The organism is Streptomyces sp. MI02-7b, assembly GCF_033793585.1.
Classification (GTDB): domain Bacteria; phylum Actinomycetota; class Actinomycetes; order Streptomycetales; family Streptomycetaceae; genus Actinacidiphila.
In genome coordinates this window covers 148052-174677 of the sequence record NZ_JARAWX010000011.1, presented here as the reverse complement: position 1 = coordinate 174677, position 26626 = coordinate 148052, and the positions used below count along the sequence as shown (strand labels likewise).

The window sequence follows — 26626 nt, the reverse complement described above, 5'->3', positions numbered from 1 at the left end:
GGCGTGTGACCTCGACGAATCCCTTCCTCAGTCCGAGTACGCTCCCTTACGAGCTGCCGCCGTTCGCCGACATCCGGGACGAGCACTACCTGCCCGCCTTCGAGCGCGGCATGGCCGAGCAGCTCGCCGAGGTGCGGGCCGTCGCGGCGGACCCGGAGCCGCCGGGCTTCGAGAACACGATCATCGCCCTGGAGCGCTCCGGCGATCTGCTGAGCCGTGTCTCGAGCGTCTTCTTCAACCGCACCGCGGCCGACACCAGCGCGACCGTGCAGGAGATCGAGGCGCGCGTCAACACCGAGCTCGCCGCGCACGCCGACGCCATCCACCTCGACCCGGACCTCTTCGCCCGCGTCAAGGCACTCCACGACACCCGGCACGAACTCGGCCTGGACGCACCGTCCTTGCGGCTGCTGGAGCGCTACCACACCCGCTTCGTCCGGGCCGGGGCGGAACTCACCGAGCAGGGCCGAGAGCGGCTGCGCGAGCTGAACGCCGAGATCGCGGAAGCCTCGACCGCCTTCGAGCAGAACCTCTTCGCCGACACCAAGGGCGCCGCGATCGTCCTGGACAGCGCGGACGAACTCGCCGGCCTGTCCGCGGACGCCGTCGCCTCGGCCGCGGCCAACGCCACCGCCCTCGGCCACGACGGCCGCTTCGTGCTGAGCCTGAAGAACTTCTCCAACCAGACCGAACTGGCCTCCCTGGAGGACCGCGCCCTGCGCCGCAGGCTCCTGGAGGCGTCCGTGAGCCGCGGTCTCACGAGCAACCGCGCCCTGGTGGTGAAGCTCGCCCGGCTGCGGGCCGACCGCGCCGCGCTGCTGGGCTACCCCTCGCACGCCGCGTACGTCGTCGCCGACCAGACCGCCCGCACGCCCGAGGCGGTCACGACTCTGCTGTCCCGGCTGGTCCCGGCCGCCGTCGCCAACGCCGAGCGCGAGGCCACCGCGCTGACCGCCGCCTCCGGCCTGACGGACTTCGCCGCGTGGGACTGGTCGTACTGGGCGGAGAAGGTCCGCAAGGCCGACTACGACATCGACGCCGCCGAGATGCGCCCGTACTTCGAGCTCGACCGGGTGCTGAAGGACGGCGTCTTCCACGCCGCGGGCCAGGTGTACGGGCTGGGCTTCACCGAGCGCCCCGACCTGGGCGGCTACCACCCCGACGTACGGGTCTTCGAGGTCTCCGACGCCGACGGCACCCCTCTCGGCCTCTACCTCGGCGACTTCTTCGCCCGCGCCTCCAAGCGCGGCGGCGCCTGGATGAACAGCCTGGTCAAGCAGTCGCACCTGTTCGGCCGCAAGCCCGTGGTCGTCAACAACCTCAACATCGCCAAGCCCGCGCCCGGCGAGCCGGCCCTGCTCACCTTCGACGAGGTCCACACCCTCTTCCACGAGTTCGGCCACGCCCTGCACGGGCTGCTCTCCGACGTCGAGCACCCCTTCTTCTCCGGCACGGCCGTTCCGCGCGACTTCGTCGAATACCCCTCGCAGGTCAACGAGATGTGGGCGACCTGGCCGCAGGTGCTGGCCCACTACGCGCGCCACCACGAGACCGGCGAGCCGATGCCCGCCGACCTGGTGGCCCGGATGGAGGCCGCCGAGCGCTTCGGGCAGGGCTACCGGACGGTGGAGTACCTGTCCGCGGCCGTGCTCGACTGGGCCTGGCACTCCCTCCCGGCCGGCCACGACCCGGGCGATGCCGAGGAGTTCGAGGCGGCCGCGCTGAAGGAGGCCGGGCTCGCGCTGCCGGCGATCCCGCCGCGTTACCGCAGCACCTACTTCGCGCACATCTTCGCCCACGGCTACAGCGCCGGTTACTACTCCTACATCTGGAGCGAGGTGCTGGACGCCGACACCGTCGAGTGGTTCAAGGAGAACGGCGGCATGCGGCGCGAGAACGGCGACACCTTCCGCCGTGAACTGCTCTCGCGAGGCGGCAGCGTCGACCCGCTCACGGCCTTCGAGAACTTCCGCGGACGGGCGCCGGAGATCGCGCCTCTGCTGGCCCGCCGCGGCCTGGCCGGCTGAGCACAGGGCACGCAGGGGCGGGGCACCGCCGGATCAGTCGTGCGGCCGGGCCCCGTTGAGGCGGTGGTCGGCGAGGTTCAGCGCCTCGTCGACCACCCGGCGCAGATGTCCGTCGGCCGGCCCGTAGACCATGCGGCGGCCCTCCTTGCGCACGGTCACCAGCCCGGCCAGCCGCAGTTTCGCCAGGTGCTGGCTGACGGCCGGGCGGGCCGCGCCGCAGAGCTCGGTCAGCGTGCCGACGTCGGCCTCCTGCTGCCCCAGCGCGTGCAGGATGCGGAGCCGGGTGCGGTCGGCGAGCAGCCCGAGCGTCTCGGCGGCGAGGGCGTAGTGCTCGGCGCCCGGGTCTCGCGGGTGCGCATCCTGTGCAGGTGATAGGTGCATGCGTGCGCTCATACGCACATAATGGCAGGCATGGACGAGCACCGGCACCCCCACCCGCACGGCGGTCACGGCCAGGCGCACGACCAGGGCCACGACCACGACCACGACCAGGGCCACGGTCACGACCAGGGCCACGGTCACGACAGCGCCCGTGCGCACTCCCGCACCCCCACCCGCCCCCACTCCCACGCCGCGACGGACAAGCTCGACCGCGCTCTCGAAGGCTCCGCCGAGGGCATCCGCGCCCTGTGGATCTCCCTCGCGGTCCTCGGCGCCACTGCCGCCGCGCAGGCGGCCGTCGTCGTGCTGTCCGGATCGGTCGCCCTGCTCGGCGACACCGTGCACAACGCCGCCGACGCGCTGACCGCCCTGCCGCTGGGCCTGGCGTTCCTGCTCGGGCGCCGCGCCGCCACCCGGCGGTTCACCTACGGCTACGGCAGGGCCGAGGACCTGGCGGGGATCGTCATCGTCGCCACGATCACGGCGTCCGCCGTCGTCACCGGTTACCAGGCGGTCGACCGCCTGCTGGACCCGCGGGACGTCTCCCATCTGCCGGCCGTCGCCGCCGCCGGGCTGGCCGGTTTCGCGGGCAACGAATGGGTGGCCCGCTATCGCATCCGCACCGGGCGCAGGATCGGTTCCGCCGCGCTCGTCGCGGACGGGCTGCACGCCCGCACCGACGGCTTCGCGTCGCTCGCCGTGCTGCTCGGCGCGGGCGGCGCGGCCCTCGGCTGGCGCGCGGCCGATCCGGTCGTCGGGCTGCTCATCGGCGCGGCCATCCTGCTCGTGCTCCGCGACGCGGCCCGCGAGGTGTTCGGCCGCCTCATGGACGCCGTGGACCCGGCCCTCGTCGACGCCGCCGAGCGTGCGCTGCGGGGCCGGCCCGGTGTGCTGGACGTCGCCGAACTGCGGCTGCGCTGGATCGGGCACCGGTTGCGGGCGGAGGTCGCCGTCGTCGTGGACGGTTCGCTCGATCTGCGCGCGGCGCACCAGGTCGCCGTGGACGCGGAGCACGCGCTGCTGCACGCCGTTCCCCGGCTGGGTGCCGCCCTCGTCCATCCCGATCCGGCCCCGGCGGCCGGACTCCCCGATCCGCACGCCGCCCTGGCCCATCACGGGGTGTGAGGCACCGCCCGGTCGGCCGCGATCGGCCCCGGCGAGCCCCGTCCTGCCCCGGTCTTCCCTGGCCTTCCCTGGCCTTCCCTGGTCAGCTCGGGTCCGCGCCGGGGTCGGCCGCCGCCCGCGCGGCCGCACCCCGGACCCGTTCGCGCAGTTCCCGCAGCCGGTCCGCGGGGGCGCCGAGCCCGTTGAGACGCAGCCGGTCGGTCTCCGTGCCGGTGTCGGCGTTGGCGGTGAAGGCCAGATTGAGTGCCTGGCGCACCATCCAGTGGTCGTACGTCAGCAGCCGGACGGCCTCGTCGCGGGCGTCCGCCTCCTCGCCGCCGACGGGCAGGTCACGCAACCGCTGGGCGATGTCCTGCAGCACCGCCGCCTGCCGGCTGCCGGCACGGGCCACTTCGGTGGGTACCGGGCCCGGCTCGCCGCATGCCGCCACCACGCGGTCCGCCTCCGGCTGGGCGGCCGCCGCCTCGTCCAAGAGCGCGGCCAGCGCTGCCAGTTGCTCGTACGAGGACATGGCTCCTCCGGTGGGGCTTCGCATGGCCACGGGCCCCCAGTGTGCCCCGGTAGGACGTCTGACGGTGAGTTGGTGTGGACCAGGGGAATGATCTGTACCGGATCGGTCACGGCAACATCACGGACCGCTCGCATGTCTGCGCGGACGGTGAAGGTGATGTCACGGTGTCCCCCACACCCAAGCCTCAGGGGGCTCCTGTGACACAGTCGTCGCACACGCAACCACCGGGTTCGCACCCGTCCCAAGGACCCGGCTGGGTTCAGCCGCCCAAGAAGTCGGGCGCCGGGAAGATTCTCGGCTTCGGCGTCGTCGCCATCCTCGTCGTGATCGGCGGCAGCGTCGCATTCGCCCTGCACACCGGTGACGGCAAGAGCCCCGGTGGCAAGGCACCGGCGGTGAGCACCGCCCCGACGCACGCCGCCGTCGTGGAGGAGCAGTTCAAAAACGATGTGAAGGTCGCCTCCTGCGGGCTCGCCGACTTCACCAGGTTCCCGAGTGCCGAGGTGACCATCACCAACCACGGGGACCGGGCCGCCAATTACCAGGTGCGCGTGGCGTTCACCGACGAGACGGGGACCCGGATCGCCCAGGGCGTCGCCACGACCACGGGACTGGCCGCCGGGGCATCGGTGAAGGAGACCGCACAGGGCACCGATGCGGCGGTGGGCGAGATCACCTGCAAGGTGACCGAAGTGGGTCGCACGGCCGCGAACTGACGCGGCGCGGGAGGAACGGTCCGGGGGGCCGTTCGTACCGCCCTTTTCCGTCGCCGGTGACTCCGGTTCTTCCTTCGTACCCGCGGCCGGGGGCCGCGGGTATTTCTCGTGAGCGGCCCGCCGATGGTTTTCGGACGGGCCGGGCCGGCGGTGCGCGGCCCGGCCGGGACGGCTGATCGCCCGGCTCCGGACATGCGCCCGTCCGCCGCGTGAACGCCCCGCCGTGGTCCGGGAACCGGGGAGGGACGCCCACCGGACAGGTTCCGCTTGCGCGCTCCGCGCCCGGCCGCGAAGGGCGAGCACCTTCGCGTCCTGCGTCAACGACCCACGTGTCGAGCAATGTTGACGATCTCTCCCTGGCAAGTGCCTCGATGTGTGCTGCTTCTGTGCGAGGTCGACTGCGTCGGACCGCCGCTGGAGGAGCGGAGCGTCACCGCCGCCTTGACCATCATCAGCTTGCGTGGAGCTGCGCGTCTCGTTCGTCGTCCATCCGTTGGGCGTTCCCTCCTCCTTGAACGCAACCCCCTCATGTGCCGCGACTGTCAGGACCGCCACGACCGGGCCGACCGGCAGGAGCGGTCAGAGGACCGGCTCGCCGCCGTGGGCCGGCGCCTGGTCGGCGCCGACAACCGACAAATGGGACGCGGCGCCCGTGTACGCCTTCCTGGCGGAGTGCCGGACCGCCGTGCTCCGGCTCCGGGAGAACGTCGGACAGGTCCGGGCGCGGCTGGCCACGGCCGATGCCGGCAGCGCCTGGACGTGGCGGGTCGCGCTCGGCGAGCACGTCGCCGTCTCCGGTCGCACCTACGAGCGCCGGCGCGAGCGCGCAGGCGTGGAGCACGGCCCGACCCCGGCCATGTTCGCCACGCCCGACGACCCGCGCACCGCGGACTACGTGGAGGGTCGCTCCGGGTAGGGGAAGGCCATGTCCCCTCAACCGGTCCGTGGAGTCCTCGCCGTCGTCGGCTCGGCCGCCGGCGGCGTCGAGTCCCTGCGCGACGGCCTCGTGCTGCCCGCCCTCGCCCGCGGCTGGCGGGTGGCGGTCACCCTCACGCCCTCCGCCGCCCACTGGCTCCGCCCCCTCGGTGAGATCGACCGCCTGGAGCGCGCCACGGGTCTGCCGGTGCGCGACGCGCCACGGCTGCCCACCGAGCCGCGGCCGCACCCGGCCGCCGACTGCCACGTCGTGGCGCCCGCGACCGCCAACACCGTCGCGAAACTCGCCCTCGGCATCGGCGACAACCAGGCCCTCACCCAGACCTGCGAGGCCCTCGGCACCCCCGGGGTCCCGGTCGTCGTCCTGCCCGCGGTCAACGCCGCCCACGCCCGGCATCCGGCCTGGCCCCGTCACCTCGCCGCACTCCGCGAGGCCGGCGTCCACCTGGTCGACGACTCGGCCGCCCACCCGCTCCCCGAGCCCCGCGCGTCCACCACCGCCCCGGAACTGCCCTGGGCCGCCGTGCTGGACGCCCTGGACCGCGTCACAGGCGCCTGAGACACGGGCGGCGGCCCCGCCGCCCGGCCGAGGTTCACAGGTCGAGCCGCTCCCAGCGCAAGCCGGCCCTCCAGGAGGCGTCCCCCGCGGCGAAGCCCAGGACCGCCGCGACCACCGCGTCGCGGTCCCGTACGACGCAGCGCTCGTGGCGGTCCGGCGCGCCGTCGCGGTGCTCGACGGCGAACTCGTCGTCCCCCACGCCGGCCGTGCGGCCCAGGCCGACCTGGACGTAGCGTCCGTCGCCCTCGTCCACGATCAGGTACCAGTCGTCCTCGGACAGACTCCGCACGGCACGTTCGAGAACCTCCCGGTCCGGGTCGGCCACCGGCGGCCCCGCGCACCGCTCCAGGTCGAGCGGCCGGGGACCGCGCAGGGCCCGTGGCAGATGCACCACCGACGCCTGCGGGTCGAAGCACACCAGCCCGTGCCGGTCCGCGAGTTCGCGCACGCGCGGTACGACCTGCCCGGCACGCGACCAGCTCGTCGCCAGGAGCACATGCCGGTCGGAGACGCCGATCCCGGATGCCCAGGGCGACGCCTCGTCGCCGTCCGACTCGGGGAACTCGGCGGTCAGTTCCCGATGGAAGGCGCCGACCTCCGGCGCCCCGGCCACACCCGTGTGATCGCCTTCGCACAGCCGCGCGTACGTTTGCGCGGCCGCTGCGGACGACACCCGCGCGGTTTCGTGCCACACCGCGAGATCGAAGCTCATCGGGCCCCCGGCATTCCTCGCCGTCAACGGACACCCGGATCATACGGACGCCCGCCGCACCGGGGTCGCCCGGGCGGGCAGGAGTGCCTCAGCGACCGTGAAGCTCCGCTTCGGCCCAGACCACCTTTCCGCCCGACACCGAGCGGGTGCCCCATCGGCGGGACATCTGGGCGACCAGGAAGAGGCCGCGGCCGTTCTCGTCGACGGAGCGCGCCCGTCGCAGATGCGGGGAGCACACGTCGGTGTCGAACACCTCGCAGGTCAGGACGGAGTCGTGGATCAGGCGCAGACCGACCGTGCCGTTGCTGTGGCGGACGGCGTTGGTGACCAGTTCGCTGACGATCAGTTTCGTGGACTCCTCGAGGCCTCCCAGGCCCCACGCCTCCAGCTGAAGGGCCGCCAGGTTCCGGGCGCTGCGCACGGCGGCTTCGTCGCTGGGCAGCGTCCAGGAGGCGACCTGGGCCGGGTGGAGGGAACGGGTGCGGACCAGGAGCAGGGTGACGTCGTCGGTCGGCGCGTGACCCGGGAAGGACTCCGTCGCGAGGTCGCAGAGCTCCTCGAGGGACCGGCCCGGTCGCGCGAGGGACGCGCCCAGGCGGTCCATCCCCTCGTCGATGTCATGGCAGCGGCTCTCGATCAGGCCGTCGGTGTACAGGGCCAGGAGGCTGCCCTCGGGCAGTTGCAGCTCCACGGACTCGAACGGGACTCCCAGGCCGATGCCCAGCGGGGTTCCGGAGGGCAGGTCGGGGAAGGTGATCCGGCCCCGCGGGTCCACGATCGCGGGCGGGGGGTGCCCGGCCCGCGCCATGGTGCACCGGCGGGTCGCCGGGTCGTAGACCGCGTACAGGCAGGTGGCGCCCACCGGAGCGGGGGTCTCGTCGTCGTCCTCCTCGGCCAGTCGCTGGACCGTGTCGTCGAGGTGCGTCAGCAGGTCGTCGGGCGGCAGGTCCATGTGGGCGAGCGTCTGTACGGCGGTACGGAGCCTGCCCATGGCCGCGGCGGCATGCAGGCCGTGCCCGACCACGTCGCCGACGACCAGGGCCACCCGGGCGCCTGACAGCGGGATCACGTCGAACCAGTCGCCACCGACACCGTGGTCCATGTCGGCCGGCAGGTAGCGCGAGGCGGTGTCGACCGCCGTGCCGCCGGTCAACCGCCGGGGGAGCAGGTTGCGTTGGAGAGCGAGGGCGGCCGTGTGCTCGCGGGCGTACTGGCGCGCGTTGTCCAGCGACACCGCCGCGCGGGCGACGAGCTCCTCCGCCAGGAGCCGATCGGCCTCCTGGAACGGCATCGGATCCTGCATGCGGATGAACAGCACCATGCCCAGCACGGCGCGCCGCGCACGGATGGGCACGATCATCAGCGAGTGCATGCCGTTCTCGTGGACCTTGCGCGCCAGAGCCGGGACCTTGTTGATCCAGACGCCCGGGGCGGTGTCCAGGATCGGCTCCAGATGGGGCTTCCCGGTGGACAGGACCTCGCTGAAGGGCGAGTCGGGCGGTACCGGGACCGGCTCGCCGCGCACCCACGGGGACTCAGGGGTCCCTCGGTGGATCGAGGCCAGACCGGCCCGCCGGAACACCGGCAGCCGCCCGCCCACCGGACCGACGCGGACCGGGGGCCCCTCGCCGAAGGGGACCGACTGCTCCAGGTCGACCGCGACGTAGTCGGCGAGCAGGGGCACCGCGAGCTCGGCCAGCTCCTGACTGGTCTGCATCACGTCCAGCGTGCTGCCGAGGCGCGTACCGGCCTCGCTGAGGGCGGCGAGGCGTTCGCGCACCCGCCGGCTCTCGGCGACGTCGACGCTGATGACGCACACGCCCACCGGTTCGCCGTCGCCGCCCTGCAGGCAGTGGAACGAGGCCGCGAACGGATGCTCCCGGCTCAAGGTCGTCGGCAGCCACGTCCGGTACTCGTGAACCTTGGTCGTGCCGCTCCGGAGCACCTGCCGCATCACCGTCTCGAGCGCCTCGGACTTGGTACCGGGCAACGCGTCGGTGAACCGGCGTCCCAGCCGTCGCTCCAGGGGGATGCCGTCGTGGTCCTCCATCACCTCGTTCGCCCAGGTGCACCGCAACTGCGGGTCGCGGACGACGATGCCGATCGGCGCGCGGGTGAGGAGCGGCCCCCTCACCGATCCGTACGTCGCCTCTCCGGACAGCGCGCCGACGTCGCCCACGGAGGCGAGCCAGCGTGTCGTCCCCTCCTGCCCGCGCACCTTCGAGAACCGCAGCCCGATGTCGAGGCTCCGGCCGTGCCGGTCGCGCACCGACGCCGTGCCCGACCAGCCGTCGCGAGCCCGGCACTCCTCGACGAACGCCGACACCGTCTGCGCTTCCCCGAAGGTCGGCAGGACGAGTGCGGCGGAACGGCCCACGGCCTCCATTGCGGAGTATCCGACCAGATGCTCGGCGGCCCGCGTCCAGGCGACCACCGTTCCCTGCTCGTCGAGCATCGCGATGGCCGAGTCGGATATCCCGGTCGTGTCCGTACGGTCGCTGAGAGTCAGCAGGTCGGAGCTGGTCATCGAGCTTCTTCCTCGGGCGGGTGGGGTGCCTGGAGCGGGTTTGAAATGTCGCTTTCGTGTCATTTACGGATTCGACCGGACAGGTCCCCGATCTGTGACAGCGCGCCACAGGTGCAGGATTCCGCGACGCTCCCGAGCCGGCTGGAGACTTCGGCCACTAAGGGCAGCGCCGGGAGGACGGGCGCCTGCGCGCGGGCGCGAGGCGGCTGGAGTCGCCGCGCACCAGGGTGGACCGCGCCGGCTCCCGCCGTGGGGACGCTGCGAGTCCCTCCCCCCTCAACGACCGTTGCGGTAAGGCGCGTTCAGCAGGAAGGCAGGGAGTGCCGCGCGCCGGCGGCGCTCGCCCCGGGGGCGCTCGTCCCGGCGGCGCTCGCCCCGGGGGCGGCTCCCGCTACGGATGCCGTCGTTTGCGTGCCGCCCACGACCGCCCGCGCAGACGGGCGTCGTTGAGCACCTGGCGGGCCGCGAGCCGGCCTGACGTGGCGTGGTTGCCCGCGCCGGGCCATGTCGCGGCGCCGGTCAGGTACATCCCGGGGACCCGCGTGCGATAGCCGCTGTGTCCGCACATCGGCCGGAAGACGAAGTTCTGGGAGAGGTGGTGGCTGCCGCTCGCACTGTCCCCGCCGACGAGGTTCGGATCGGCCGCTTCGAGATCGTCGGGGCTGTAGGCAGCGACGCCGACGATCCGCGACCGGCTGCCGGGCGCGTACGCCTCCGGCTTGGCCAGTACCCGGTCGGTCATCGGCAGGATGGCTTCGGACCAGCGGGTCTGCGGCATCGTCTCTGCCGCGTCCCCGCGGACGACCGAGGGCGCCATGCGGATCTGGATCCACACGACATGGCGCCCCGCCGGGGCCCGGGTCGGGTCGATCGCGGAGGTCTGTCCCACGATCAGCAGCGGATCGGCGGGCAGGAGCCCCGCCAGTGTCTCGGTGTAGGCGCGCGCCAGATCATCGACGTACGGCGCCACGTGCACCTGGCCGAATCGGGCCAGCTCGGGACCCGCGGCCCAGGGCAACGGCCCGTCGAGTGCGAGGTGCACCATCATGGTGCCGGGGCCGTACCGATAGCGGGACGCCGCGCGCCGCACCCGCGCGGGCAGCCGCTCAGACTCCAGCAGCCGCTCGTACAGGGCCGTGGGCCCGGCGTCCGCGACCACGGCACGCCGCGCTGTCAGCGTGCCGCCGCCGGCGGCGCAGCGCAGACCGACGGCCCGGCCGCGCGGCACAGGACGCGGTCCACCTCGGCCCCGGTGCGGACCTCGCCACCCTGCTCGGCCAGTACCGCGGCGAGCGCCGACGGCAGACGCTGCGCGCCACCCTCGACGACGGACATGCCGTTCTCCATGTCCGCGAACATCTCCAGCAGCGGGAACATCGCGCCGCGCGCCACGTCCGGCCCGAAATCCAGGTGCATGCCCCAGCAGGCGGCCATGGCCCGCGCCTCCCGGGTGACGAACCACGTCCCGCCCAGCTCCCGGGTGCTCATCAACAGCGTGTGGACGAGTTCCGTCGCACCCCGCACCCCGTGGTGGCGCAGCAGTTCCGGCACCTGCCGCGCGGCCGCGCCCGACGGCACGGGACTCCCGTAGACGCCGAACAGGTACGGCGCGTACTGCTGGTACTGCCGGTAGGGACCCGCGAAGCCCTCGGCGTCGCCCGCGTCGTGCGCCGCCAACTGCCCGAGGGTGCGCTCGTAGTCGGAGCAGACCCGCACGCTCAGCCCGTCCGGGAAGGCGTTGGCGTAGGGCCGGTCCGTGGTGCGGAACCTCAGTCCGTGGCGGGCCAGAACGGGGGCGAAGTCGGCGTAGGCAAGGGAGCCGAGGAAGAGGTTCTGGTTGGTGGAGTACAGGTCGTGCGTGAACCCGGGCACCGTGGTCTCACCGCTCGCGACGGCGCCGCCCACCGCGGCGTTGCGCGCCAGCACGGCCACCGACCACACCGCGCGCGCCAGGTACGCGGCCGCGACGAGCCCGTTGTGGCCGCCGCCGATGACGACCGCGTCGTAGGAGTCTGCTGTGGTCATGTCCTGAGCCTCTGCCGCTCGTCCCCGGCGCTTCCCGCTCCCGCCTCGCTCCAGCCCCGCCCCCGGGATCCCTCCCTCCCCGTGCTCCTCCCGTCGCCACGGGACGCAACACCGTGCCCGAGCGGCGGCCCGGGTGCGACGCGGTCGCGGCCGCACTCGCAGATGACGGGCCGGTCCGGCGTCGGCGGCGTTGAAGGTGGTGCGCATGCACGGCGCACAGGGCAGCGGGGGTGACACCTGCCTCCCTGGGGCTCCCCTAAATGCCATCACCTGCGGCGTTGCCGGGTGGCGGACGGTCGTCCGACGGGCGACGCGGCGTCACTTCCCGCCATGCGAACGGACCTTGTCCCTCACATGCGGGTGCCCCGCCCGGCGAGTGCCGGGCGGGGCAAGGCCGGTGGGTGATCACGGCAATGGCGCAAGCACCCGTGCGCGCAATGGACTTGCGGCTCCCCTCGCACCGGCCGTCTGCTCCGCTGCTTCTCCCCTCTCGAACGAAGACGGGAGAGTCAGTGCCGCGGGAACCGGTCCACCTCATTGCGCTTGTCGCTGCCGCCGACTTTCAGTTGGTGCCGCCGTAGCCGCCCGAGTCGTCGTCGCCGTGGTCGCCGTGATCGCCGCCCCACCCGTCACCGTCGTGTCCACCGTGGTCGCCGCCCCATCCGTCGTGGCCGTGGCCCCAGCCGTCGTGGCCGTGGCCCCAGCCGTCGTGGCCGTGGCCCCAGCCGTCGTGGCCGTGACCCCATCCGTCGTGACCATGGCCCCAGCCGTCATGGTCGTGGCCCCAACCGTCGTGGCCGTGGCCCCAGCCGTCACCGTCGTGGCCGTGGCCCCAACTGTCACCGTCGTTGTGGCACGGAGCCCGATAGCACTCTGTGTCGGCGACACGAGGCTGAGACGTCACCGGAGCGGAGGCGGACGCCATGCCCGCGCCCCCACCGACGAGGAGAACGCTTGCGAACGTCGCGACTACGGCCTTGCGTGCGAGATTGTCCCTGGTCATTCGGTTTGACCTTCCTTGGACATCTTGACCTGCTCATGACATAAGTCGCCTCAGGGGGCGGTGATGCGGTATGCACCCGTAAGGCCGGTCAGTTCCGGCTCGCTACGCCAACTCCCCTATGTGCGGACCACTCCTGCACTTATGGCGCCTTTAGTTTGACCCTAGCGAGCGGCGTGCGGTGTGTCCACTTATCACCTAATACACGTATTTGATGCCTCAACTGCCTTAGGGGCACAGCGGTGACCAGCGGAAATGGGCACGTGAGTTTCGGTGCCCCCGGCAATCGTCAGAGCAGTCGGGCAACACTGGCTGGGCCACGCATATCGGATGGAACCCCACTCGGCGAACTCGATGCGCCGGCACGGCGGTGCGACGCCGACGCGATGCCACCCCTGCTCGCGACCACCGCCTTACGGGATCGATCGGGGGCGCCAAGCCGCCGTCCGTCATGCGCCGACCGCACTCGGGTAAGACCGGAGCGTCGCTGGTCACGCCGGTACCCCGGCCCAACGTTCTGGGAGCGAGCGGCATGCCGCTCGCTCCCAGCTGATCTGGATCTGGTCAACCGGACCTGTCATCCGTGGCCTCATGACGCGACGAGCCCCCGAGCAGCGGTATCACGCGGTCGTGGAGGTGGCCGCGGGGGCGCCACGGTGGTTGAGATAGCGAGGCGTCATGGGGCTTGGCGGGACGACGCGACGTCACGAATGTCGGGCCGTTGTGACCCGAACGCCGTCCATTGCCCTTCGGAGACGACCTCGACGGACCCGTCGACGACCTTGATGGCCGTCTGTTCGTCGATGGCGTAGGCCGGGACGCCGATGTCGGCGGCCCATCGCTCTGCGTCGGCCAGGGTGTTCGTCGGGAAAGCGTTCAAGTGCGGGAAGATCGAGAAGTCGACGACTCCCAGAGTGCGGTCGTCCGGCGCGGACGGCCATTCGACGAAGTACGTTCCGATCCGGGGCGTCATCACCATGCTTCCGGCGCTCACTCCCACCCAGACCGTGTCGGGCAGCGAGGACAGCAGATCGGCCAGCCCGGACTCCCGCATCCAGTGGCACAGGTACGTCGCGTCGCCGCCGTCGACCAGGAGCACGTCGGCCTCCCGGACCCAGGGGACCCACCGTTCCGCGCCGATGGTGGGCAGCGCGGTGAGTTCGAGGACGCCGAGTGATGCCCAGCCCAGGCCGGTCAGGTGTTGCCACGTGGGCTGGGCGGCTACGAGGCCCCGCACTGATGTCGGCCCGCACATCGGGTGACCCCATTGTGCTGTCGGGATGCAGAGGGCGTGGCACTCGGCGATCGGCTTGCCGAGAAGCTTGACGAGCTCCGCGTGGATGCTTGGGTTCGTGACGCCGCCTGACGTGAGAAGGAGCTTCAAGGTGCCTCCGAATTCGCGCGCGGAAGGTGGACGTACCTGAAGACCCGGGACCGCGCTGGAACTCATCGCAGTTCGGGCAACCCCCTCGGAGGTCCGTCAGGCCCCTCAGGTCGCCGGGGGCTCTCGGCTCATCCAGCGGTAAGGCACTTGCCGTCGTGATCACGGCATGTGGGCCGGCAACGTGGATCAGCGCGGGGATCCCGCCGGTGAGGGTGCCGAAAGAGCGGGCAACAGCGTCCCCGTCGTCGCTGCCACCTGCGCGCGTTGTGTATTCGGCCAGCTCAGAGATCATCAGAGGCGGATCGAGGCCGGGGGACACCCTCCCCGATCCGGACGAAGATCGCTGAACCGCTGCGAAAACTTCGACACGTATGCGGCAGAGCCACCCGCGAAAACGCGGTGACGACCGGACAGCGCCGGGCCGTTCTCGTGATCAGCTGAGGGAGGCCGGCAGGCGCCTGGCCGGCAAAAAGCCCCTCCCTGGGGGAGGGGCGCAAGACGTGCCCCCGGCAGGACTCGAACCTGCGGCCAAGCGCTTAGAAGGCGCTAGGTGGGATCACCGGCGCACCGCCTCTGACCTGGTGTTCCCCGAGCGCCAAGCTCGAACGTTCAGCGCCCTCGACATGTATTCGACACAGAGAGGATGAACGGCTTCTGCCGCCCTGCGATGATCTCCTGGTGAGCTATCCCGCAACGGACGAGCTGTCGTCAGCAGAGCGCGCATTCATGATCAATGCGACGGAGATCGATATCCTGCCCGGCGTCTGGGGAGATCTGGACGAACCATTGGTCTCCGCCGGGCCCGCCGAGCTTGCAGCAGTCCTTCTGCCGCTCATCGACAGAGGCTGGATTGAAGTCTCTCGGCTCGTTCCCTGGACTTCTCCCGACGGCAGTCCGGGGTTCCAGCCTGGTCCTGCCATCCCACGACGTGACCTTCCTGCTTTGCTGGCAGATGCTGACAACTGGGAGTATCCAGACGACGGCGAGTGGCTGGGTCGTCTCACGCTCGTCCTCACCGAAGCAGGGCAGCAGATTCCCCGGTGACCTTGGTGACACCAGCTACAGGAGTTCGATCGCGCCGGCTGCGGCCTGTCCAGTTCGGGACTGTTCGTGGCCGTTGATGTCAGCCTCACGCCTATGCACTGATGGGCAACTCTCCTGCTCGCTGGCGTGCTTGGGCTCGCAGTGCCTTGAGACGATCGTGGAAGGCGTTGTGGCGGTTCTGGTCGAGGTTCAGCGGCAGGTCGAGTTCAGAGATGAGCTCAGACTCCATGGTCACGGTTCGTTCTGCTCGATCCAGCACACCCGTGCGTTGTCTGCCATCCACTGGCTGAGGGCTGTTTCGCCGGCCTTGCCGAAGGTCATACGCGTTCCGCTGCCGACGAGGCGCAGTTCTAGCCCGAGTAGGCATCCGAGGGTAAGCCGCAGGGTCGAGCCGGCCGCGTTGCCTCGGTAGTGGTATCGCACGCGTTTGCGCAGATTCTGCGTGCTGGTTCGGTTCGCCATGTGTCGCGGAGCTATGCCGACGTAGAGCAGGCGTCCTGCAGTCAGGTCTGCGTGGGGCGCCTCCTCGAAATGCCACCCGTAGACCCCTGCCACCGCCGGTACGGGGCTCGGCCGCATCAACACCTCGTGTGCTGACCACAGCCGCTCAGGCCGGATGATGGCAGCACCGTCCACGGAGCCTCCAGGGTTGGCCATGGTTGGTGGCTGCAGATTACTGGCTGGCGCATCGGTTCACAGCAGGGCTTGGGAACCACTGCCTTGTAGGCCTGGTGGTCAGGGTTTTCGAGGGTGCGCAGGTCAGAGCGGTTTTGGAGAGACCCCAGCTCAGCCAGTCATCGCGACTGCGGCGACCCGTCGTTGACCGTGGCTGACCGTCCGATGTGGCACGCATGTGGCACGACACCTCGTGATCTGTAGCTGCTGCGCGATGGAATGCAGAGCCCCTCGTTCATCCGGGATACCTGACTGCTAGCGTCCGGCACCATGTGGGCTCAAGAGACCGTGGCCGGCCGACCGGCTTGGCGGCACACCCCCTCCGGAGTGGCCTTTCGTGTCGTTCCTGGTGGGACGTTCCGGATGGGTTTGTCCGACGCGGAGCTGGACGCGGTCCGCGCCATCGAGCGTGCTGGCGGCGCCGAGGACGGCCTCGGACCGTTCTTCGCCGGTGCCGACGAAGCCCGGCCGGTGCGGGAAGTGCGGGTCGAGCCGTTCCTGATTGCCCGGCATCCGCTTACGGTCGCGCAGGTACGGCACTGGCTGCCCGAGTACGAGGACAGCCTCGCCGATTCGGCGTCGGGCACGGCCCGGGTCGAGGACGACCTGGACGAACTGCTCGCCACGTTGCCGTTCCGGCTGCCGAGCGAGGCGGAGTGGGAATACGCGGCCCGGGCAGGCACGACCACCCTGACCTTCCGCGGGGATGGGAAGCCGGACGAGGAGCAGTTGCTCGACGACTTCGCCGACGAGGAGCGGACCGCCGCGGCTGAGAACGCCTTCGGGCTGGCGGCGATGGGGTCGGCAAACGAAATCTGCGCTGACGTGTGGATCCCGCATTTCATGGACGCGCCGGCGGACGCCCGCCCCCGCACCGGTGACGGACCGCGGGTGGCGCGCGGAGGCGCCGGTGACCTCTACCCGTGGCAGGGATGCGACGAGTGGCTGCTGTTGCTTTCTGCCACCCGTTACAAGCTCTACGGTTTCACCGCGGTCCGTCCGGTCGCCCCTGTGCCAACCGGTCCGGAGTATGCCCAGACAGCGCCGGTGACAGCTGCCTTGTAAGTTCGGGCCAGGCCATGTACGCCCTGCCGGGAGCCTCCTATATAGGCGGTCCATGCTCCGCCTTCGACTGTCTGATGCCGTGGCTGTACGCCAGCGTTGATGTCATCTGGTGATGTCAGCCACGACGAAGCCGGCGCTTAGAAGATGCGGGCACGCCGTGGCGGGCCGGTCGGATCGTCCCGTGCCACCACCGTGTCGGGTCGCCGAGTGCCACTGCCGTCCGCCGTCGTTGCCGTCAGCGCTGCCGTCACTGCCGCTGGCGCCGCTGCCGTGTGACCACCGCCTCAGGAGTCGATCAGCGCTCGACCTTGCCGTGGAGCCGTGTGGTGGCCCCAGCCGTCCGACCGACCCAAGCAGGCTGCTGTCCGGCGCCGTTGATGCCAGCTCGGGGTTGGCGCTCTTCACCCGTCGCTGTTGGCTCACCGCGGTCCGCACCCGTCCCGGGGCGGCCAGTGCAAGGCCCCGCCTCACCGGGTAAAGTGGCGATCTTCGGTCGGCGGAAGCCGTACGGAGTCCTCGAAGGCCGGGCACATCATGTATCTCGCCGACCATCCCGTACGCCGCCGTCTCAGCGCCGCCCTGGACAACCTCTCCGTCACCTTCCGCGGCATGACCGCACATCCGGACGAGCGCAACTGCGAATGCCACTGGGGCAGCCCGGAGGAGCTCTCCCTTCTGAAGACGCCGGACGTGGAACTGGAGCCGGACCTCCTGCGCCGGACCTGGCAGGCCATCGACTGGACCGATGCCGCGGCCGTGCTGCGCCGCATCCTGCCGCAGTTCGCCAGGGTCCTGGTCGCCGGTCGCGCGGAGCCCCTGTTCGGACTGGAGGAGGCCGGATACTCCTTCGCCCGCGGCCGCTGGCAGCAGTGGCCCGACGAGCTCGCCGATCCGGTACGCGAGTTCCTGCATGCCTGGTGGGCGCAGAGCCTCACCGATCCGGATGCGGCCGTCCCGGCGCACCAGGTCTTCGCGATGTGTGCCGAGGCGTCCGGAACCCTCGGCCCCTGGCTCGCCGACTGGGAGAAGCAGACCGACCACCTCAGCGACCGACGTCTCGCCGAGGCGGTCGCGGAATGGGAGTACGAGCTCCTGGGAGACACCCTGCCGTGGAGCGTCGACTGGTACGAGAACGACGAGGAGGAGATGCGCGCCGAACTGGTCGCCTGGCTCCTCGGCCACGCTGCGGTGCGGCTCCGCGAGTCGGGCGCACCGGCGGATCTGCAGCACCGGATACGGCTGCTCGGACTCACCGGCGAGGACCGCTGGATGGACCCGCACTGGCCCGGCCACCGCTACTGACGGCCAGCGGGCCGTGTGCCCAACGGCGTGTGTGGATGCGCTGCTCGGATGTGAGGCCGGGACCGGGACCAGATCAGTAGCCGAAGAAGTGAGCCGGGGATCTGCTGACCTGGGCCCGTCTAGACGATCAACGCTGTGACCTGCGATCGAGCAGTCAACGGTTGTCGGCGTTGGTCGTCGTTGTGCGACCTCGGACGGCCCAGAGACGGCCCGACACGACTCAATACCGGAAGCGTGCGGTATCGCCGTCGATCCGCAGCAGAAAGTCTCTGATGACCTCGCCCCCACTTTCGGGCACCAATTCGAGGCCAAGCGCATAGATGGCCTCGTCAGCCGCGATGGCCGCGTCCTCGTCTTTCCGCTCCCACGCAGCTCGCGATGCATCGACGAACGGCTTGAGGGCCAGCCAGCCAGTTGAGGGCTCGAACCGGCAGTCGGTCCAGAACATATCGACGGCTTCGAGTGTGAGGACGCCGACAACCTCATGACCTTGACGCAACTGCCAGACGTGGTTTTCCATCACGGCCCCCTTCATGCAGGCTGCACCGAATCGCGGTCGTAGCCTCACAGAGCACGGATCCGGCAGGCAAGTGCTGCCGCATTCGAAGCGGGGATCCCCAGTTTGGAAGACTGAGGCTGCGGACCGGGCCTCACCTGGGCGGAGGCTGACCTGCGGCAACGCGATCCCGCCACCGCCATTCCCCGTGGCTCCCCGTTCGGCACCGCCTCACCTGGCACGGCTGTGGCACGTCCGGTCCTCTCGATGCGTTCTGTGGGCGGGATGGCCGTTGCAGGCTGCTCGACCGATCTAGTGATGTGCAGGTCCTTACTGCCATGAGATCGGGCCGGGAACGGTGGCTTCTGCTGAAGCAACTGCTTCCGCGAGCGTGTGGAACCCTTCTGTGGCCGGCCAGAACGGATGGTCGCAGGCAGGCTGGCCTGGCAGATGCTGGACGTAGTAGAGGCGGCCGTCCTCATTCAAATCCGGGGCCTCTCCGGGTTGCAGGGTTCCGTCTGCCTCGCCGATGGCGTACCAATAGTCGTAGTCCAGCATCCCTATGCGGACTGTCGTGGGCACCGTGCCGTCATACAGCCATACGCCCGTTGCTACGACTGACTTCATGCGGTGATCCTAAACGCACCGGGATTGATCGCCTGCGGTCGCTTCGACGGCTGCGCGAACAGTTCTTCTGGAAGTGATGAGCCAGGTCCCCCACCTGCACACCTTCGCATCTGCACCCTGCTGAGCTGCGTCGACGTGGTCGTTGGCTGTCATTGTTGGTCGACCTTGATTCCCCTCGGACGGCCCAGAGGCGGCCCGACTGAGGCACGGGTGTCCCCGCTACGGACTGGGCGTGCCCGTTGCCCGCACTCGCTGCAGTCAGGACTTGCGGCGGTCTTGGCCTCGGGCTCGCTGTGCCGTCTCTCGCCCGTACTGGCCTGCCGCCAAGGCGAGTCCAGACGCCAGGACGAATCGTGTGAACACTTCGTCTTCGAAAGTCACGAAGATCAAGAGTGGCGCTATCGGGATCACCAGGTACCAGCCTGGATGGTTGTGCCACCTGGGCTTGTGTTTCATGTTCGCCTCCACGCGGCACCATAGCGCGCGGGCGGTGAAGCGGCTTTGGGCGGGAGCTGCCATGGGGCGAGAGATCGGGGCCCGTACGCTGACCGCGAATCGGGCTGGCTCCTTGCCTGCCCGCAATAGCCCGATGTGGGCCCCGATCTTCGAGGCTCGCCCCATGGTGGCTGCGTAAAGCCGCGGAGCCGACCGCCCCAGCCACAGCGGGTTTCCCCTCAGCCAACCCCTTCGCCGTCTGGCGGGCGGCCGGCGGCCGGGCCGGAGCGGGGCGAAGACAGGCGGCCCGAGACGCCGGGCCGCGCGCCGCCGCGCTCTGCGCGGCGGGAGCGCCTTGATGAAGTAGAGAAAGTCTTACCGCGCCGCGTTCTGGGCTGCGTCGCCGCGTTCCGCGCGGAACTCGTCCAAGAGGCTGAAGAACAGATCCAGGGGCGGAGTGCCCGCCGCTTCTGCTGCCAGTTCGATCTCCCTTGACCAGCCTAGGGAGCTCTCGTAGCCCAAGTCGAGCCGCAGCCCGAGCCACTTGTTGAACGGCCCGCCGGGGTCGAAGTCTGTCGTCGACGGAATCCCGTTGATCTCGCATGCCACGCGGTACCCGTACAGGATCGAGGCGAGGTGATGGATAGAACTGCCTCGCACGTACACGCCTGGTCGTAGGCGCACGTCATCGAGGTAGTCGTGTACGTCCTTCAGCTCGTGCAAGGGTCTCGGCCTGGGGAGCTTGGGACTGCTGGTCATGCTGATGCCTCCAGGAGTCGCCGGCCGTCGTGACTTCGGACGTGCGGCCCTGCTCCGTCCAGTGCATCGAGCAGGCGGACCGCGTAGACCTCGCCCATTCGCTCGGAGACTTCTTCGGGCGTGAGCCAGTCGACGGCTGTGGACTCGTCGGAGGTGCGTTCGGTGCCGCTTGAGGGCTTGCAGCGGAAGACCAGGGCGACGATGCCGCGGGTGGTGTTCTTGTAGACCCCGGTGAGCTGGTCGACCTCGACGTGTATGCCCGTCGATCAGCAGGGATGCTCACTCTGGCTGATGTCTGCGAGGAACTGATGATCTCCCGGTCGACCTTCTACGACTGGCGGCAGAAGCGGCGCGCTCCCCGTTGCATCAAGCTGCCGAACGGAGATCTGCGCATCCGGCGGAGCGACCTCGACCACTGGCTCGACGACCACGAGGACGCGGCCTGATGGAGACGACGTTTGACGTCCGGGTCTACAAGATCCTCACCTACAAGGGCAGCCGTAAGACCTCCTATACCGTGCGTTGGGTGGTCGCCGGCAAGCCGTATCGCGAGCCGTTCCCGACTTCGGCCCTTGCGGACTCCTTCCGCTCGGAACTGGTGTCCGCCACCCGCCGTGGCGAAGCCTTCAGCCTGAGTACGGGACGACCGGTCTCCCACCAGTCCGGAGCGGGGGCGGTCAACTGGTACGCCTTCGCCGTCCAGTTCGCGGACGCCCAGTGGCACCGCACGTCAGGCAACAACCGCAAGAACGTCGCCAAGACCCTCATGACCACGACGATCGCCCTTCTCCGTACCCCTCCTCCCGGTCGCTTCGCTGCCGTGGACGTACGGACCGCGTTGCGGGAGTTCGCCTTCAACACGAACCGTCGCAGCGAAGCACCGCCTGAGGTCTCCGTGATCTTGCGGTGGGTCGAGCGCAACACGGAGTCGATGGCGGTCTGGGAGGATCCCCGCAAGGTCGACGATGTACTCCACTCGCTCGCGTCTAAGCTCGACGGCACGACCGCCGCGACATCCTCGATCAAGCGCAATCGCAGGGTGCTGAACGTGGCCATGGAGTACGCGGTCAAGCACGGCATTTTGCGGGCGAACCCTTTGCCGAAGGGCCGGGGCACCACGCCTCAGACGTCGTCTGCGGTGGACAAGCGATCACTCATCAACCCTGACCATGCCGCGAGTCTCCTGGGCTGGTTCCGCCGGCGTCCCCGCGGCGGTGGACGGCTGCACGCCTTCTTCGCCACGCTCTACTATGCGGGGCCTCGTCCGGAGGAAGCGGTGGCCATGCGTGTCCTGGACGTCCGTCTTCCGGCTGAGGACGACGAAGATCAGTGGGGCGAGTTGCTGCTCCACACCGCTCGGCCGGAGGTCGGGAAGCAGTGGACGGATACCGGCAAGGTCCATGAGGTGCGCGGGCTGAAGGGCAGGGCCAAGGACGACACCCGCGTCGTACCGTGCCGTCCTGCGCTGACGCGCATCCTGCGCGAGCACATCGCGGCGGAGGGGCTGAAGCCGGGAGATCTGCTGTTCTCGGGCGAGTTCGGGGACGTGCTTGCGGGGTCGGTATTCCGCCGGGCCTGGCGCTCCGCCCGGCAGCAGGTACTCGCGCCGGCGGAGTTCGCCTCGCCGCTCGGGAAGCGCGTGTACGACCTGCGGCACACCTGTCTGACGACGTGGTTGAACGCGGGGATCCCGCCGGCGCAGGTGGCCGAGTGGGCGGGCAACAGCGTCCCCGTCCTGCTGGCTACCTACGCGCGTTGTATCTCTGGTCAGCTCAGAGATCATCAGAGGCGGATCGAGGCCGGGGGAGACCTCCCCGATCCGGACGAAGATCGCTGAGCCGCTGCGAAAACTTCGACACGTATTCGACAGAGCCACCCGCGAAAACCCGGTGACAGCCGGACAGCGTCGGACCGTTCCCGTGATCACCTGGGGGAGGTCCGGCGCTGCGGCGCTTGCTCTGGCAGGTGTCTGACCAGTAAAAAGCCCCTCCCTGAGGGAGGGGCGCAAGACGTGCCCCCGGCAGGACTCGAACCTGCGGCCAAGCGCTTAGAAGGTGTGCGGCCCTGAACGCTGTGCTGACCAGGGAAAACCGCAGGTCCCGCTTCGCCGTACTTATGGGGGGCGCTTGCCCTATCTCTAGGGGTATTCGACGCGATCTGATCGGTGCGGAACTGCGACCGCCCCCAGACCACTGTAGGGCCCGGGGGCGGTGCGGGCCGTGTCTCCCGCCATCTGGGCGGATCGGTCACCTCGCGCGAGATCGACCTTCCACGGCCAGGGCCCTCGGTGGTACTCACCCGAAGACCCCGCCTCATGATCCAAAAATGTACGGTTGAATGTACAGACTTTCAACTAACGCCCCGCGAATTTGGTCGAGTGCCGCCGACCAGCAGACCCTCCGACCGGGTGATCGCCCGACGACGGGCCATCGGCGACCACATCCGAGACGCCCGGCGCAGCCGGAACATGACGCAGGAGTCCCTCGGCGAGCGCGCCGGCGTCGACCGCCAGGCGATCAGCCTCATCGAGAACGGGCACGCAAGTCCCTTGCTCGACACCCTCATTGCCATCGCCGACGCCCTCGGCGTGCCCCTCGCGCACCTCGTCCGGGACTGACTCCGGCCGGTAGCGGATCTCCCCGTCGATCTGGCCGCTCTTCCATGGCAGGATCCCGTGCTGCTTGGCGCACCGCCGGCAGGCGAACTGGCACCAGTCCCGATTGAGCAGAGCGACGATCATCGCGTCCTGTTCCGGCACCCAGTCCCGATGCCATCTGCACCACTGCCTCATGACGTGCCGTTCTCGGTGCACTTGATGCACGTGCACCGGACCGCCGTGGGGCCGTCGAGGGGGAGCAATTCGGCGGGGCCGACGATGCGGGCCTGGATCGTCTCCTGCTTGCCACCCGGGAGGGTCTTGATGACTGGGGCGGTGGTGGAGGCCGCGGCGTCGAAGCCGCCTGGATGCAGGTCAGACATCGTCGCTCCTGAAGATGAGGGCCCACGCCTGCTCGGTGCCGTCCTCGGCGCGGTCGTGGCCGTAGCCGTCCGCGTCGGCGAGGGCGGCGAGGAGGAATGCGCGGCGGTGTTCGTCGAGGTCGTTCGGGACGGTGACGCTGAGGCGGATTCCGTCCGTGTCTTGGGTGCGCTCGACCTCGGTCTGGGTGACGGCGAGGAGCCGCGCTGCGATGCTCTCGATACGTGGACGCACGGGTATCCCCTGGTGAGCGTTCCGTCACATAACGTATTGCTAATCGCTTAGCCTGCACCTGATCGATTAGATTTGTCAACGGAGACGACACCCACGAGCACAGCCCGCGACGGAGAGCCGCATGCCACGACCCCCGGCCTCACACATGCCGATCGCCGACGCCCTGCGCGCCCGCATCAAGGCCAGCGAATGGCAGGTCGGCGACAAGCTGCCGTCCCGCGCGCACCTCGCCGCCGAGTACGACGTCAACCCGATGACGATCCAGCGCGCCGTCGAACGCCTCATCATCGAAGGCCTCCTCGAAGGCCGGGCGGGCTCCGGCACCTACGTCCGCACGCCCCGCGAGCGGCTGCGCATGGTCCGCTCCCGACACCGCGAGCGCCGCGGCGGGTCGCCGTTCCGCGCAGACATGGCAGAACAGGGACGACGCGGCACGTGGGAGTCCCACAGCCAGGCCCGGGTGCCGGCGCCCGACGGCATCGCGGTCCGGCTCGGCATCGCCCCCGGCGACCCCACCGTGCGGACGGACTACGAGTTCCTGGCGGACGGGATGCCCGTGCAACTGTCGACGAGCTGGGAGCCGATGGCCATCACGGATGGGACGCCGATCGTCCTGCCGGAGATGGGGCCGCTCGCAGGGATGGGCGTCGTCGAGCGGATGCGCTCGATCGGCGTGGTCATCGACACGGCCGTCGAGGTGCCGCGTCCCGGCCGGGCTACCCAGGAGGAGGCCAACCTGCTGGGGATCTCGGTCGGCGACCTGCTCACCCATATCGAGCGGACCTACTACGACACGGACGGTCGGTCCGTCGAGACGGCGGACATCACCGTGCCTGACGTGCGGTGGGAGATCGCCTACGAGATCGGCATAGAGCAGCCGGAGCAGGACTGACGCCCGTCCGGGGTCGTTGTCAGACCCTCGACGTAGGGTCCGCTCATGGCCGACATCACCATCTCCGACACCCTCGCTGAGCTGCAACGAGCCTCCGACGCTGCCCGTGAGGCGGTGGGCGCCTACCATCGAAGCGTCGGTCGGCCGGTGCTGGAGTGGACCGATGAGGAGTGCGCGGAGGGCGAACGGCTCCAGGCTGTGCGGCAGGAAGCGGCCGCCGCTCTTCAGGCCGCGATCGAGGAGGACGGCCAGGAGGTCGGGCAGGCCTACGAGTTCCGGCGGGCGCTACGGCGGGCCGCGTACGGCGAGGACTACGCGGGGCAGTAGGCCGCGCGCTGGCGGTCCAGGTCAGTCGACCCAGTCATGCCAGCGGGAGTGGGGTTTCTCGCAGGCGCCAGATTCGTAAGCGTGCTGGTAGGCCTTGGCTGCGAGTTCCTCGACTGTGGTCGGTTTCCCGTCCGGCCCCATGACCTGGCCGTCAACCGTCGTTATGTAGCCGAACGAGTAAGCGCAATAGGGCTCCACAGTCCCAGTGGCCCGCCAACCGAGTGCTCCTGCCAGGACGATGGCGTAGATGCCGAGGGCAAGCCAACGCGCGTTCCGTGCCGTGCGCCGTTTCACGTGCGGATCCTACTGCCCGCACTTGACCGGCATCGATCAAGGTTTGATGGCGCCGAACACGGAGGCGCCCCCTTGCCGATGCGAGGGGGCGCTGTTGCGTGCTGGCGTCAGCCGGTCGGCGGCTGCTGCCAGTTCTGCGGCTGCGGCGGCGGGTACCCATACCCGGGCTGCGTCTGCTGCTGGCCCGGCGGAAGCTGTCCCGGCGGCGGCCCGTACTGGCCCTGCGGCGGGTACGCGGTCGGCGGATACGGCTGCTGCTGAGGCGGGCCGTAGGTGGTCATCGTCTGCTTGCGGCCCATGGCGGCAGCGATGGGCCAGCCGGTGATGGCCCAGATCCCGCACGTGATGATGCTCAGGAAGATGTGCAGACCGTGGTTGGCGCCGCGCTTGACGACAACGTGCTGCGGTGGCTGATACATGGGCTGGCCCCCCGGGGCGGCTATGTGTGGGATGCCCCAGGGTGCCGCCACGTGCGGGCTCTTGCGGACGTTGTGACGGATTCGTGACGTCAGACGCCAGTCCTCATGTGCTCCTTCACCAGGTCGTCGATGTCCTCCGGCAGCGGAGCAGCACCAGCCGCCCGCATACGGGTGATCAGCCGCTCAACAGTCCACGAGTAGGCGCGGACCAGGGCGCGCAGCCCGCGGATCTCGACGCGGTTCTCGTCGTTTTCCTGGTCGAGCCGCTTCACGGTGGCCTCCAGCACGGCGAGGTTCGACGTGGTCGTCGCGGGTGCAGCGGCAGCGACAGCCGCGGCGCGCTGAGCCTCCGCTGTGACGACGGCCGCGGCCTTCGTCGCCCGCGCGGTGTACCACCCGCCGAGGACCAGGGCGAGCGCTCCGATGGCGGCCCCAGCTATGCCCATCCAGCCACCCATGTCAGGCCGCCTTTCTTGCCCGGACGTGCGGCAGTTCGTACTCGGGGAGGGTGCTCGCCCACAGGATCACGCCGACGTGCGATGTCAGGTACCAACCGAAGATCCAGGCGCCGCGCGGGTAGTCCCCAAGGACTGCGGCGGTGCCGTATGCGAATGCCCACAGGCCCGGGGGGACCAGTGCGGCGAGGAAGCCGAGGCTGTCGCGGCCGATCCGCAGGAACGCGGACGCCGTAGTGACGGTTCCGGCGAGGATCCATACCCACGCCCAGCAGTGCAGGGGTGCCCAGTGGGTGAGGAGCTGGAGGCCCTGCGGCTGAGGTGGCTGCACGATCATGCCGAGGCCGAAGCAGACCTTGCCGATGCCTATGACGAGGAGGAAGGTGCCGCGGCGGCCCAGCATTTGGCGGGCGCGCCGGGCCGCCGCGCACCGCATCAGACGTCCCGCGCCAGGGAGGCGCTGTTCTTCGGGCCGACCACGCGGGCGAACACGCCCTTCAGCAGGGAGCCTGCGGCCGCGATACCGGCGGCGCCCATGGTCTCCCAGAAGGAGGCGTGGAACATGTCGGCCGGGCCGGCGGCCACGCCGACGCCGCAGGCGGCGATGACGAAGGTGGCGATGACGCGCTCGGCGAGGTCGCGGCCGTAGGTGGCGGCGGTCTTCACGACGGTGGTGGTGTCGGGCAGGTTGATCGACATGGGTGTGATCTCTCTGTGAGGTG

33 protein-coding genes and 1 pseudogene are annotated in these 26626 nt (G+C 70.1%); 13 read left to right on the top strand and 21 right to left on the bottom strand.

Annotated features, from left to right (window positions below):
* Nucleotides 1-5: 5 nt before the first annotated feature.
* A complete protein-coding gene (locus PV364_RS20150) occupies nt 6-2027 on the top strand; it encodes a M3 family metallopeptidase (RefSeq protein ID WP_319661488.1) in 2022 nt (673 codons plus the stop codon).
* A 33-nt stretch (nt 2028-2060) separates the two neighbouring features.
* Here the strand turns inward: PV364_RS20150 and PV364_RS20145 are convergent, their stop codons facing one another.
* On the bottom strand, nt 2061-2420 hold the full coding sequence (locus PV364_RS20145; protein ID WP_319661487.1) for a metalloregulator ArsR/SmtB family transcription factor: 360 nt from the start codon (nt 2418-2420) through the stop codon (nt 2061-2063).
* Nucleotides 2421-2438: 18 nt separating this feature from the next.
* Here PV364_RS20145 and PV364_RS20140 point away from each other — a divergent pair, with 18 nt between their 5' ends.
* Nucleotides 2439-3533, top strand: coding sequence for a cation diffusion facilitator family transporter (locus PV364_RS20140; RefSeq protein ID WP_319661486.1), 1095 nt, complete (start codon nt 2439-2441; stop codon nt 3531-3533).
* 82 nt (nt 3534-3615) lie between these two features.
* Here PV364_RS20140 and PV364_RS20135 read toward each other — a convergent pair whose 3' ends face one another.
* Nucleotides 3616-4068 carry a hypothetical protein gene (locus PV364_RS20135; protein WP_319661587.1) on the bottom strand — a complete coding sequence of 151 codons (453 nt, stop codon included), beginning with the start codon at nt 4066-4068 and terminating at the stop codon, nt 3616-3618.
* Nucleotides 4069-4241: 173 nt separating this feature from the next.
* Between PV364_RS20135 and PV364_RS20130 the strand changes: the two genes are divergently transcribed.
* From PV364_RS20130 to PV364_RS20120, 3 genes are all read left to right on the top strand, one after another.
* Nucleotides 4242-4760, top strand: a complete 519-nt coding sequence (locus PV364_RS20130; protein ID WP_319661485.1) for an FxLYD domain-containing protein — start codon at nt 4242-4244, stop codon at nt 4758-4760.
* Nucleotides 4761-5412: 652 nt separating this feature from the next.
* Nucleotides 5413-5676, top strand: coding sequence for a hypothetical protein (locus PV364_RS20125; RefSeq protein WP_319661484.1), 264 nt, complete (start codon nt 5413-5415; stop codon nt 5674-5676).
* 9 nt (nt 5677-5685) lie between these two features.
* Nucleotides 5686-6255 carry a flavoprotein gene (locus PV364_RS20120; protein WP_319661483.1) on the top strand — a complete coding sequence of 190 codons (570 nt, stop codon included), beginning with the start codon at nt 5686-5688 and terminating at the stop codon, nt 6253-6255.
* A 34-nt stretch (nt 6256-6289) separates the two neighbouring features.
* Here the strand turns inward: PV364_RS20120 and PV364_RS20115 are convergent, their stop codons facing one another.
* From PV364_RS20115 to PV364_RS20090, 6 genes are all read right to left on the bottom strand, one after another.
* Complete coding sequence (locus PV364_RS20115) at nt 6290-6967, bottom strand: hypothetical protein (protein ID WP_319661482.1); 678 nt, start codon at nt 6965-6967, stop codon at nt 6290-6292.
* 88 nt (nt 6968-7055) lie between these two features.
* On the bottom strand, nt 7056-9494 hold the full coding sequence (locus PV364_RS20110) for a SpoIIE family protein phosphatase (protein WP_319661481.1): 2439 nt from the start codon (nt 9492-9494) through the stop codon (nt 7056-7058).
* A 391-nt stretch (nt 9495-9885) separates the two neighbouring features.
* Complete coding sequence (locus PV364_RS20105) at nt 9886-10722, bottom strand: NAD(P)/FAD-dependent oxidoreductase (protein WP_319661480.1); 837 nt, start codon at nt 10720-10722, stop codon at nt 9886-9888.
* Entirely contained in the window at nt 10668-11519 is an 852-nt protein-coding gene (locus PV364_RS20100) for an NAD(P)/FAD-dependent oxidoreductase (protein WP_319661479.1), read from the bottom strand. Before PV364_RS20100 ends, PV364_RS20105 begins: the two co-directional genes overlap by 55 nt.
* A gap of 562 nt (nt 11520-12081) precedes the next feature.
* Nucleotides 12082-12522: a hypothetical protein gene (locus tag PV364_RS20095; RefSeq protein ID WP_319661478.1), complete on the bottom strand. Its 441-nt coding sequence runs from the start codon at nt 12520-12522 to the stop codon at nt 12082-12084.
* Nucleotides 12523-13195: 673 nt separating this feature from the next.
* The gene (locus PV364_RS20090; RefSeq protein WP_319661477.1) at nt 13196-13903 is read right to left on the bottom strand and encodes a Type 1 glutamine amidotransferase-like domain-containing protein; all 708 of its coding nucleotides are present in this window, start codon (nt 13901-13903) and stop codon (nt 13196-13198) included.
* 678 nt (nt 13904-14581) lie between these two features.
* Between PV364_RS20090 and PV364_RS20085 the strand changes: the two genes are divergently transcribed.
* On the top strand, nt 14582-14947 hold the full coding sequence (locus tag PV364_RS20085) for a hypothetical protein (protein ID WP_319661476.1): 366 nt from the start codon (nt 14582-14584) through the stop codon (nt 14945-14947).
* Nucleotides 14948-15038: 91 nt separating this feature from the next.
* On the opposite strand, the gene PV364_RS41290 is transcribed toward PV364_RS20085, so the two are convergent.
* Together PV364_RS41290 and PV364_RS20080 are read right to left on the bottom strand one after the other, a co-directional pair.
* Nucleotides 15039-15176, bottom strand: a complete 138-nt coding sequence (locus tag PV364_RS41290) for a GIY-YIG nuclease family protein (RefSeq protein ID WP_415924578.1) — start codon at nt 15174-15176, stop codon at nt 15039-15041.
* 2 nt (nt 15177-15178) lie between these two features.
* On the bottom strand, nt 15179-15583 hold the full coding sequence (locus tag PV364_RS20080; RefSeq protein WP_319661475.1) for a GIY-YIG nuclease family protein: 405 nt from the start codon (nt 15581-15583) through the stop codon (nt 15179-15181).
* Between the two features lie 402 nt (nt 15584-15985).
* On the opposite strand from PV364_RS20080, the gene PV364_RS20075 reads away from it, so the two are divergent.
* On the top strand, nt 15986-16687 hold the full coding sequence (locus tag PV364_RS20075; RefSeq protein ID WP_319661474.1) for a formylglycine-generating enzyme family protein: 702 nt from the start codon (nt 15986-15988) through the stop codon (nt 16685-16687).
* A 534-nt stretch (nt 16688-17221) separates the two neighbouring features.
* Nucleotides 17222-17989: a hypothetical protein gene (locus PV364_RS20070; RefSeq protein ID WP_319661473.1), complete on the top strand. Its 768-nt coding sequence runs from the start codon at nt 17222-17224 to the stop codon at nt 17987-17989.
* Nucleotides 17990-18209: 220 nt separating this feature from the next.
* Here the strand turns inward: PV364_RS20070 and PV364_RS20065 are convergent, their stop codons facing one another.
* The 4 genes and pseudogenes from PV364_RS20065 to PV364_RS20050 all read right to left on the bottom strand — a co-directional run.
* Complete coding sequence (locus PV364_RS20065; protein WP_319661472.1) at nt 18210-18509, bottom strand: hypothetical protein; 300 nt, start codon at nt 18507-18509, stop codon at nt 18210-18212.
* Nucleotides 18510-18815: 306 nt separating this feature from the next.
* Complete coding sequence (locus PV364_RS20060) at nt 18816-19112, bottom strand: hypothetical protein (RefSeq protein ID WP_319661471.1); 297 nt, start codon at nt 19110-19112, stop codon at nt 18816-18818.
* 810 nt (nt 19113-19922) lie between these two features.
* Nucleotides 19923-20306 carry a hypothetical protein gene (locus tag PV364_RS20055; RefSeq protein WP_319661470.1) on the bottom strand — a complete coding sequence of 128 codons (384 nt, stop codon included), beginning with the start codon at nt 20304-20306 and terminating at the stop codon, nt 19923-19925.
* A pseudogene (locus PV364_RS20050) lies at nt 20303-20569 on the bottom strand (NUDIX hydrolase); the annotation flags it as partial. The pseudogene PV364_RS20050 and the gene PV364_RS20055, both read right to left, overlap by 4 nt.
* 12 nt (nt 20570-20581) lie before the next feature.
* On the opposite strand from PV364_RS20050, the gene PV364_RS20045 reads away from it, so the two are divergent.
* From PV364_RS20045 to PV364_RS20035, 3 genes are all read left to right on the top strand, one after another.
* Entirely contained in the window at nt 20582-20752 is a 171-nt protein-coding gene (locus tag PV364_RS20045; protein WP_319661469.1) for a helix-turn-helix domain-containing protein, read from the top strand.
* Nucleotides 20752-22143, top strand: a complete 1392-nt coding sequence (locus tag PV364_RS20040) for a site-specific integrase (protein WP_319661468.1) — start codon at nt 20752-20754, stop codon at nt 22141-22143. The genes PV364_RS20045 and PV364_RS20040 overlap by 1 nt, the downstream gene beginning before the upstream one ends.
* Before the next feature lie 477 nt (nt 22144-22620).
* Entirely contained in the window at nt 22621-22923 is a 303-nt protein-coding gene (locus PV364_RS20035) for a helix-turn-helix transcriptional regulator (RefSeq protein ID WP_319661467.1), read from the top strand.
* Nucleotides 22924-23093: 170 nt separating this feature from the next.
* Here the strand turns inward: PV364_RS20035 and PV364_RS20030 are convergent, their stop codons facing one another.
* Both PV364_RS20030 and PV364_RS20025 read right to left on the bottom strand, forming a co-directional pair.
* Nucleotides 23094-23285: a hypothetical protein gene (locus PV364_RS20030; RefSeq protein WP_319661466.1), complete on the bottom strand. Its 192-nt coding sequence runs from the start codon at nt 23283-23285 to the stop codon at nt 23094-23096.
* On the bottom strand, nt 23278-23517 hold the full coding sequence (locus tag PV364_RS20025) for a hypothetical protein (protein WP_319661465.1): 240 nt from the start codon (nt 23515-23517) through the stop codon (nt 23278-23280). Before PV364_RS20025 ends, PV364_RS20030 begins: the two co-directional genes overlap by 8 nt.
* 121 nt (nt 23518-23638) lie before the next feature.
* Between PV364_RS20025 and PV364_RS20020 the strand changes: the two genes are divergently transcribed.
* Both PV364_RS20020 and PV364_RS20015 read left to right on the top strand, forming a co-directional pair.
* Nucleotides 23639-24409 carry a GntR family transcriptional regulator gene (locus PV364_RS20020; protein WP_319661464.1) on the top strand — a complete coding sequence of 257 codons (771 nt, stop codon included), beginning with the start codon at nt 23639-23641 and terminating at the stop codon, nt 24407-24409.
* 45 nt (nt 24410-24454) lie between these two features.
* The gene (locus tag PV364_RS20015) at nt 24455-24736 is read left to right on the top strand and encodes a hypothetical protein (RefSeq protein ID WP_319661463.1); all 282 of its coding nucleotides are present in this window, start codon (nt 24455-24457) and stop codon (nt 24734-24736) included.
* A 21-nt stretch (nt 24737-24757) separates the two neighbouring features.
* Here PV364_RS20015 and PV364_RS20010 read toward each other — a convergent pair whose 3' ends face one another.
* The 5 genes from PV364_RS20010 to PV364_RS19990 form a co-directional block, all read right to left on the bottom strand.
* Nucleotides 24758-25030, bottom strand: coding sequence for a hypothetical protein (locus PV364_RS20010; RefSeq protein ID WP_319661462.1), 273 nt, complete (start codon nt 25028-25030; stop codon nt 24758-24760).
* Between the two features lie 107 nt (nt 25031-25137).
* Nucleotides 25138-25449 (bottom strand): hypothetical protein, encoded by a 312-nt coding sequence (locus PV364_RS20005; RefSeq protein WP_319661461.1) that lies wholly within the window; start codon nt 25447-25449, stop codon nt 25138-25140.
* 89 nt (nt 25450-25538) lie between these two features.
* Nucleotides 25539-25895, bottom strand: a complete 357-nt coding sequence (locus PV364_RS20000; RefSeq protein WP_319661460.1) for a hypothetical protein — start codon at nt 25893-25895, stop codon at nt 25539-25541.
* 13 nt (nt 25896-25908) lie between these two features.
* Nucleotides 25909-26340, bottom strand: coding sequence for a hypothetical protein (locus PV364_RS19995; RefSeq protein ID WP_319661459.1), 432 nt, complete (start codon nt 26338-26340; stop codon nt 25909-25911).
* A complete protein-coding gene (locus PV364_RS19990) occupies nt 26340-26603 on the bottom strand; it encodes a hypothetical protein (protein WP_319661458.1) in 264 nt (87 codons plus the stop codon). Before PV364_RS19990 ends, PV364_RS19995 begins: the two co-directional genes overlap by 1 nt.
* Nucleotides 26604-26626: the final 23 nt, after the last annotated feature.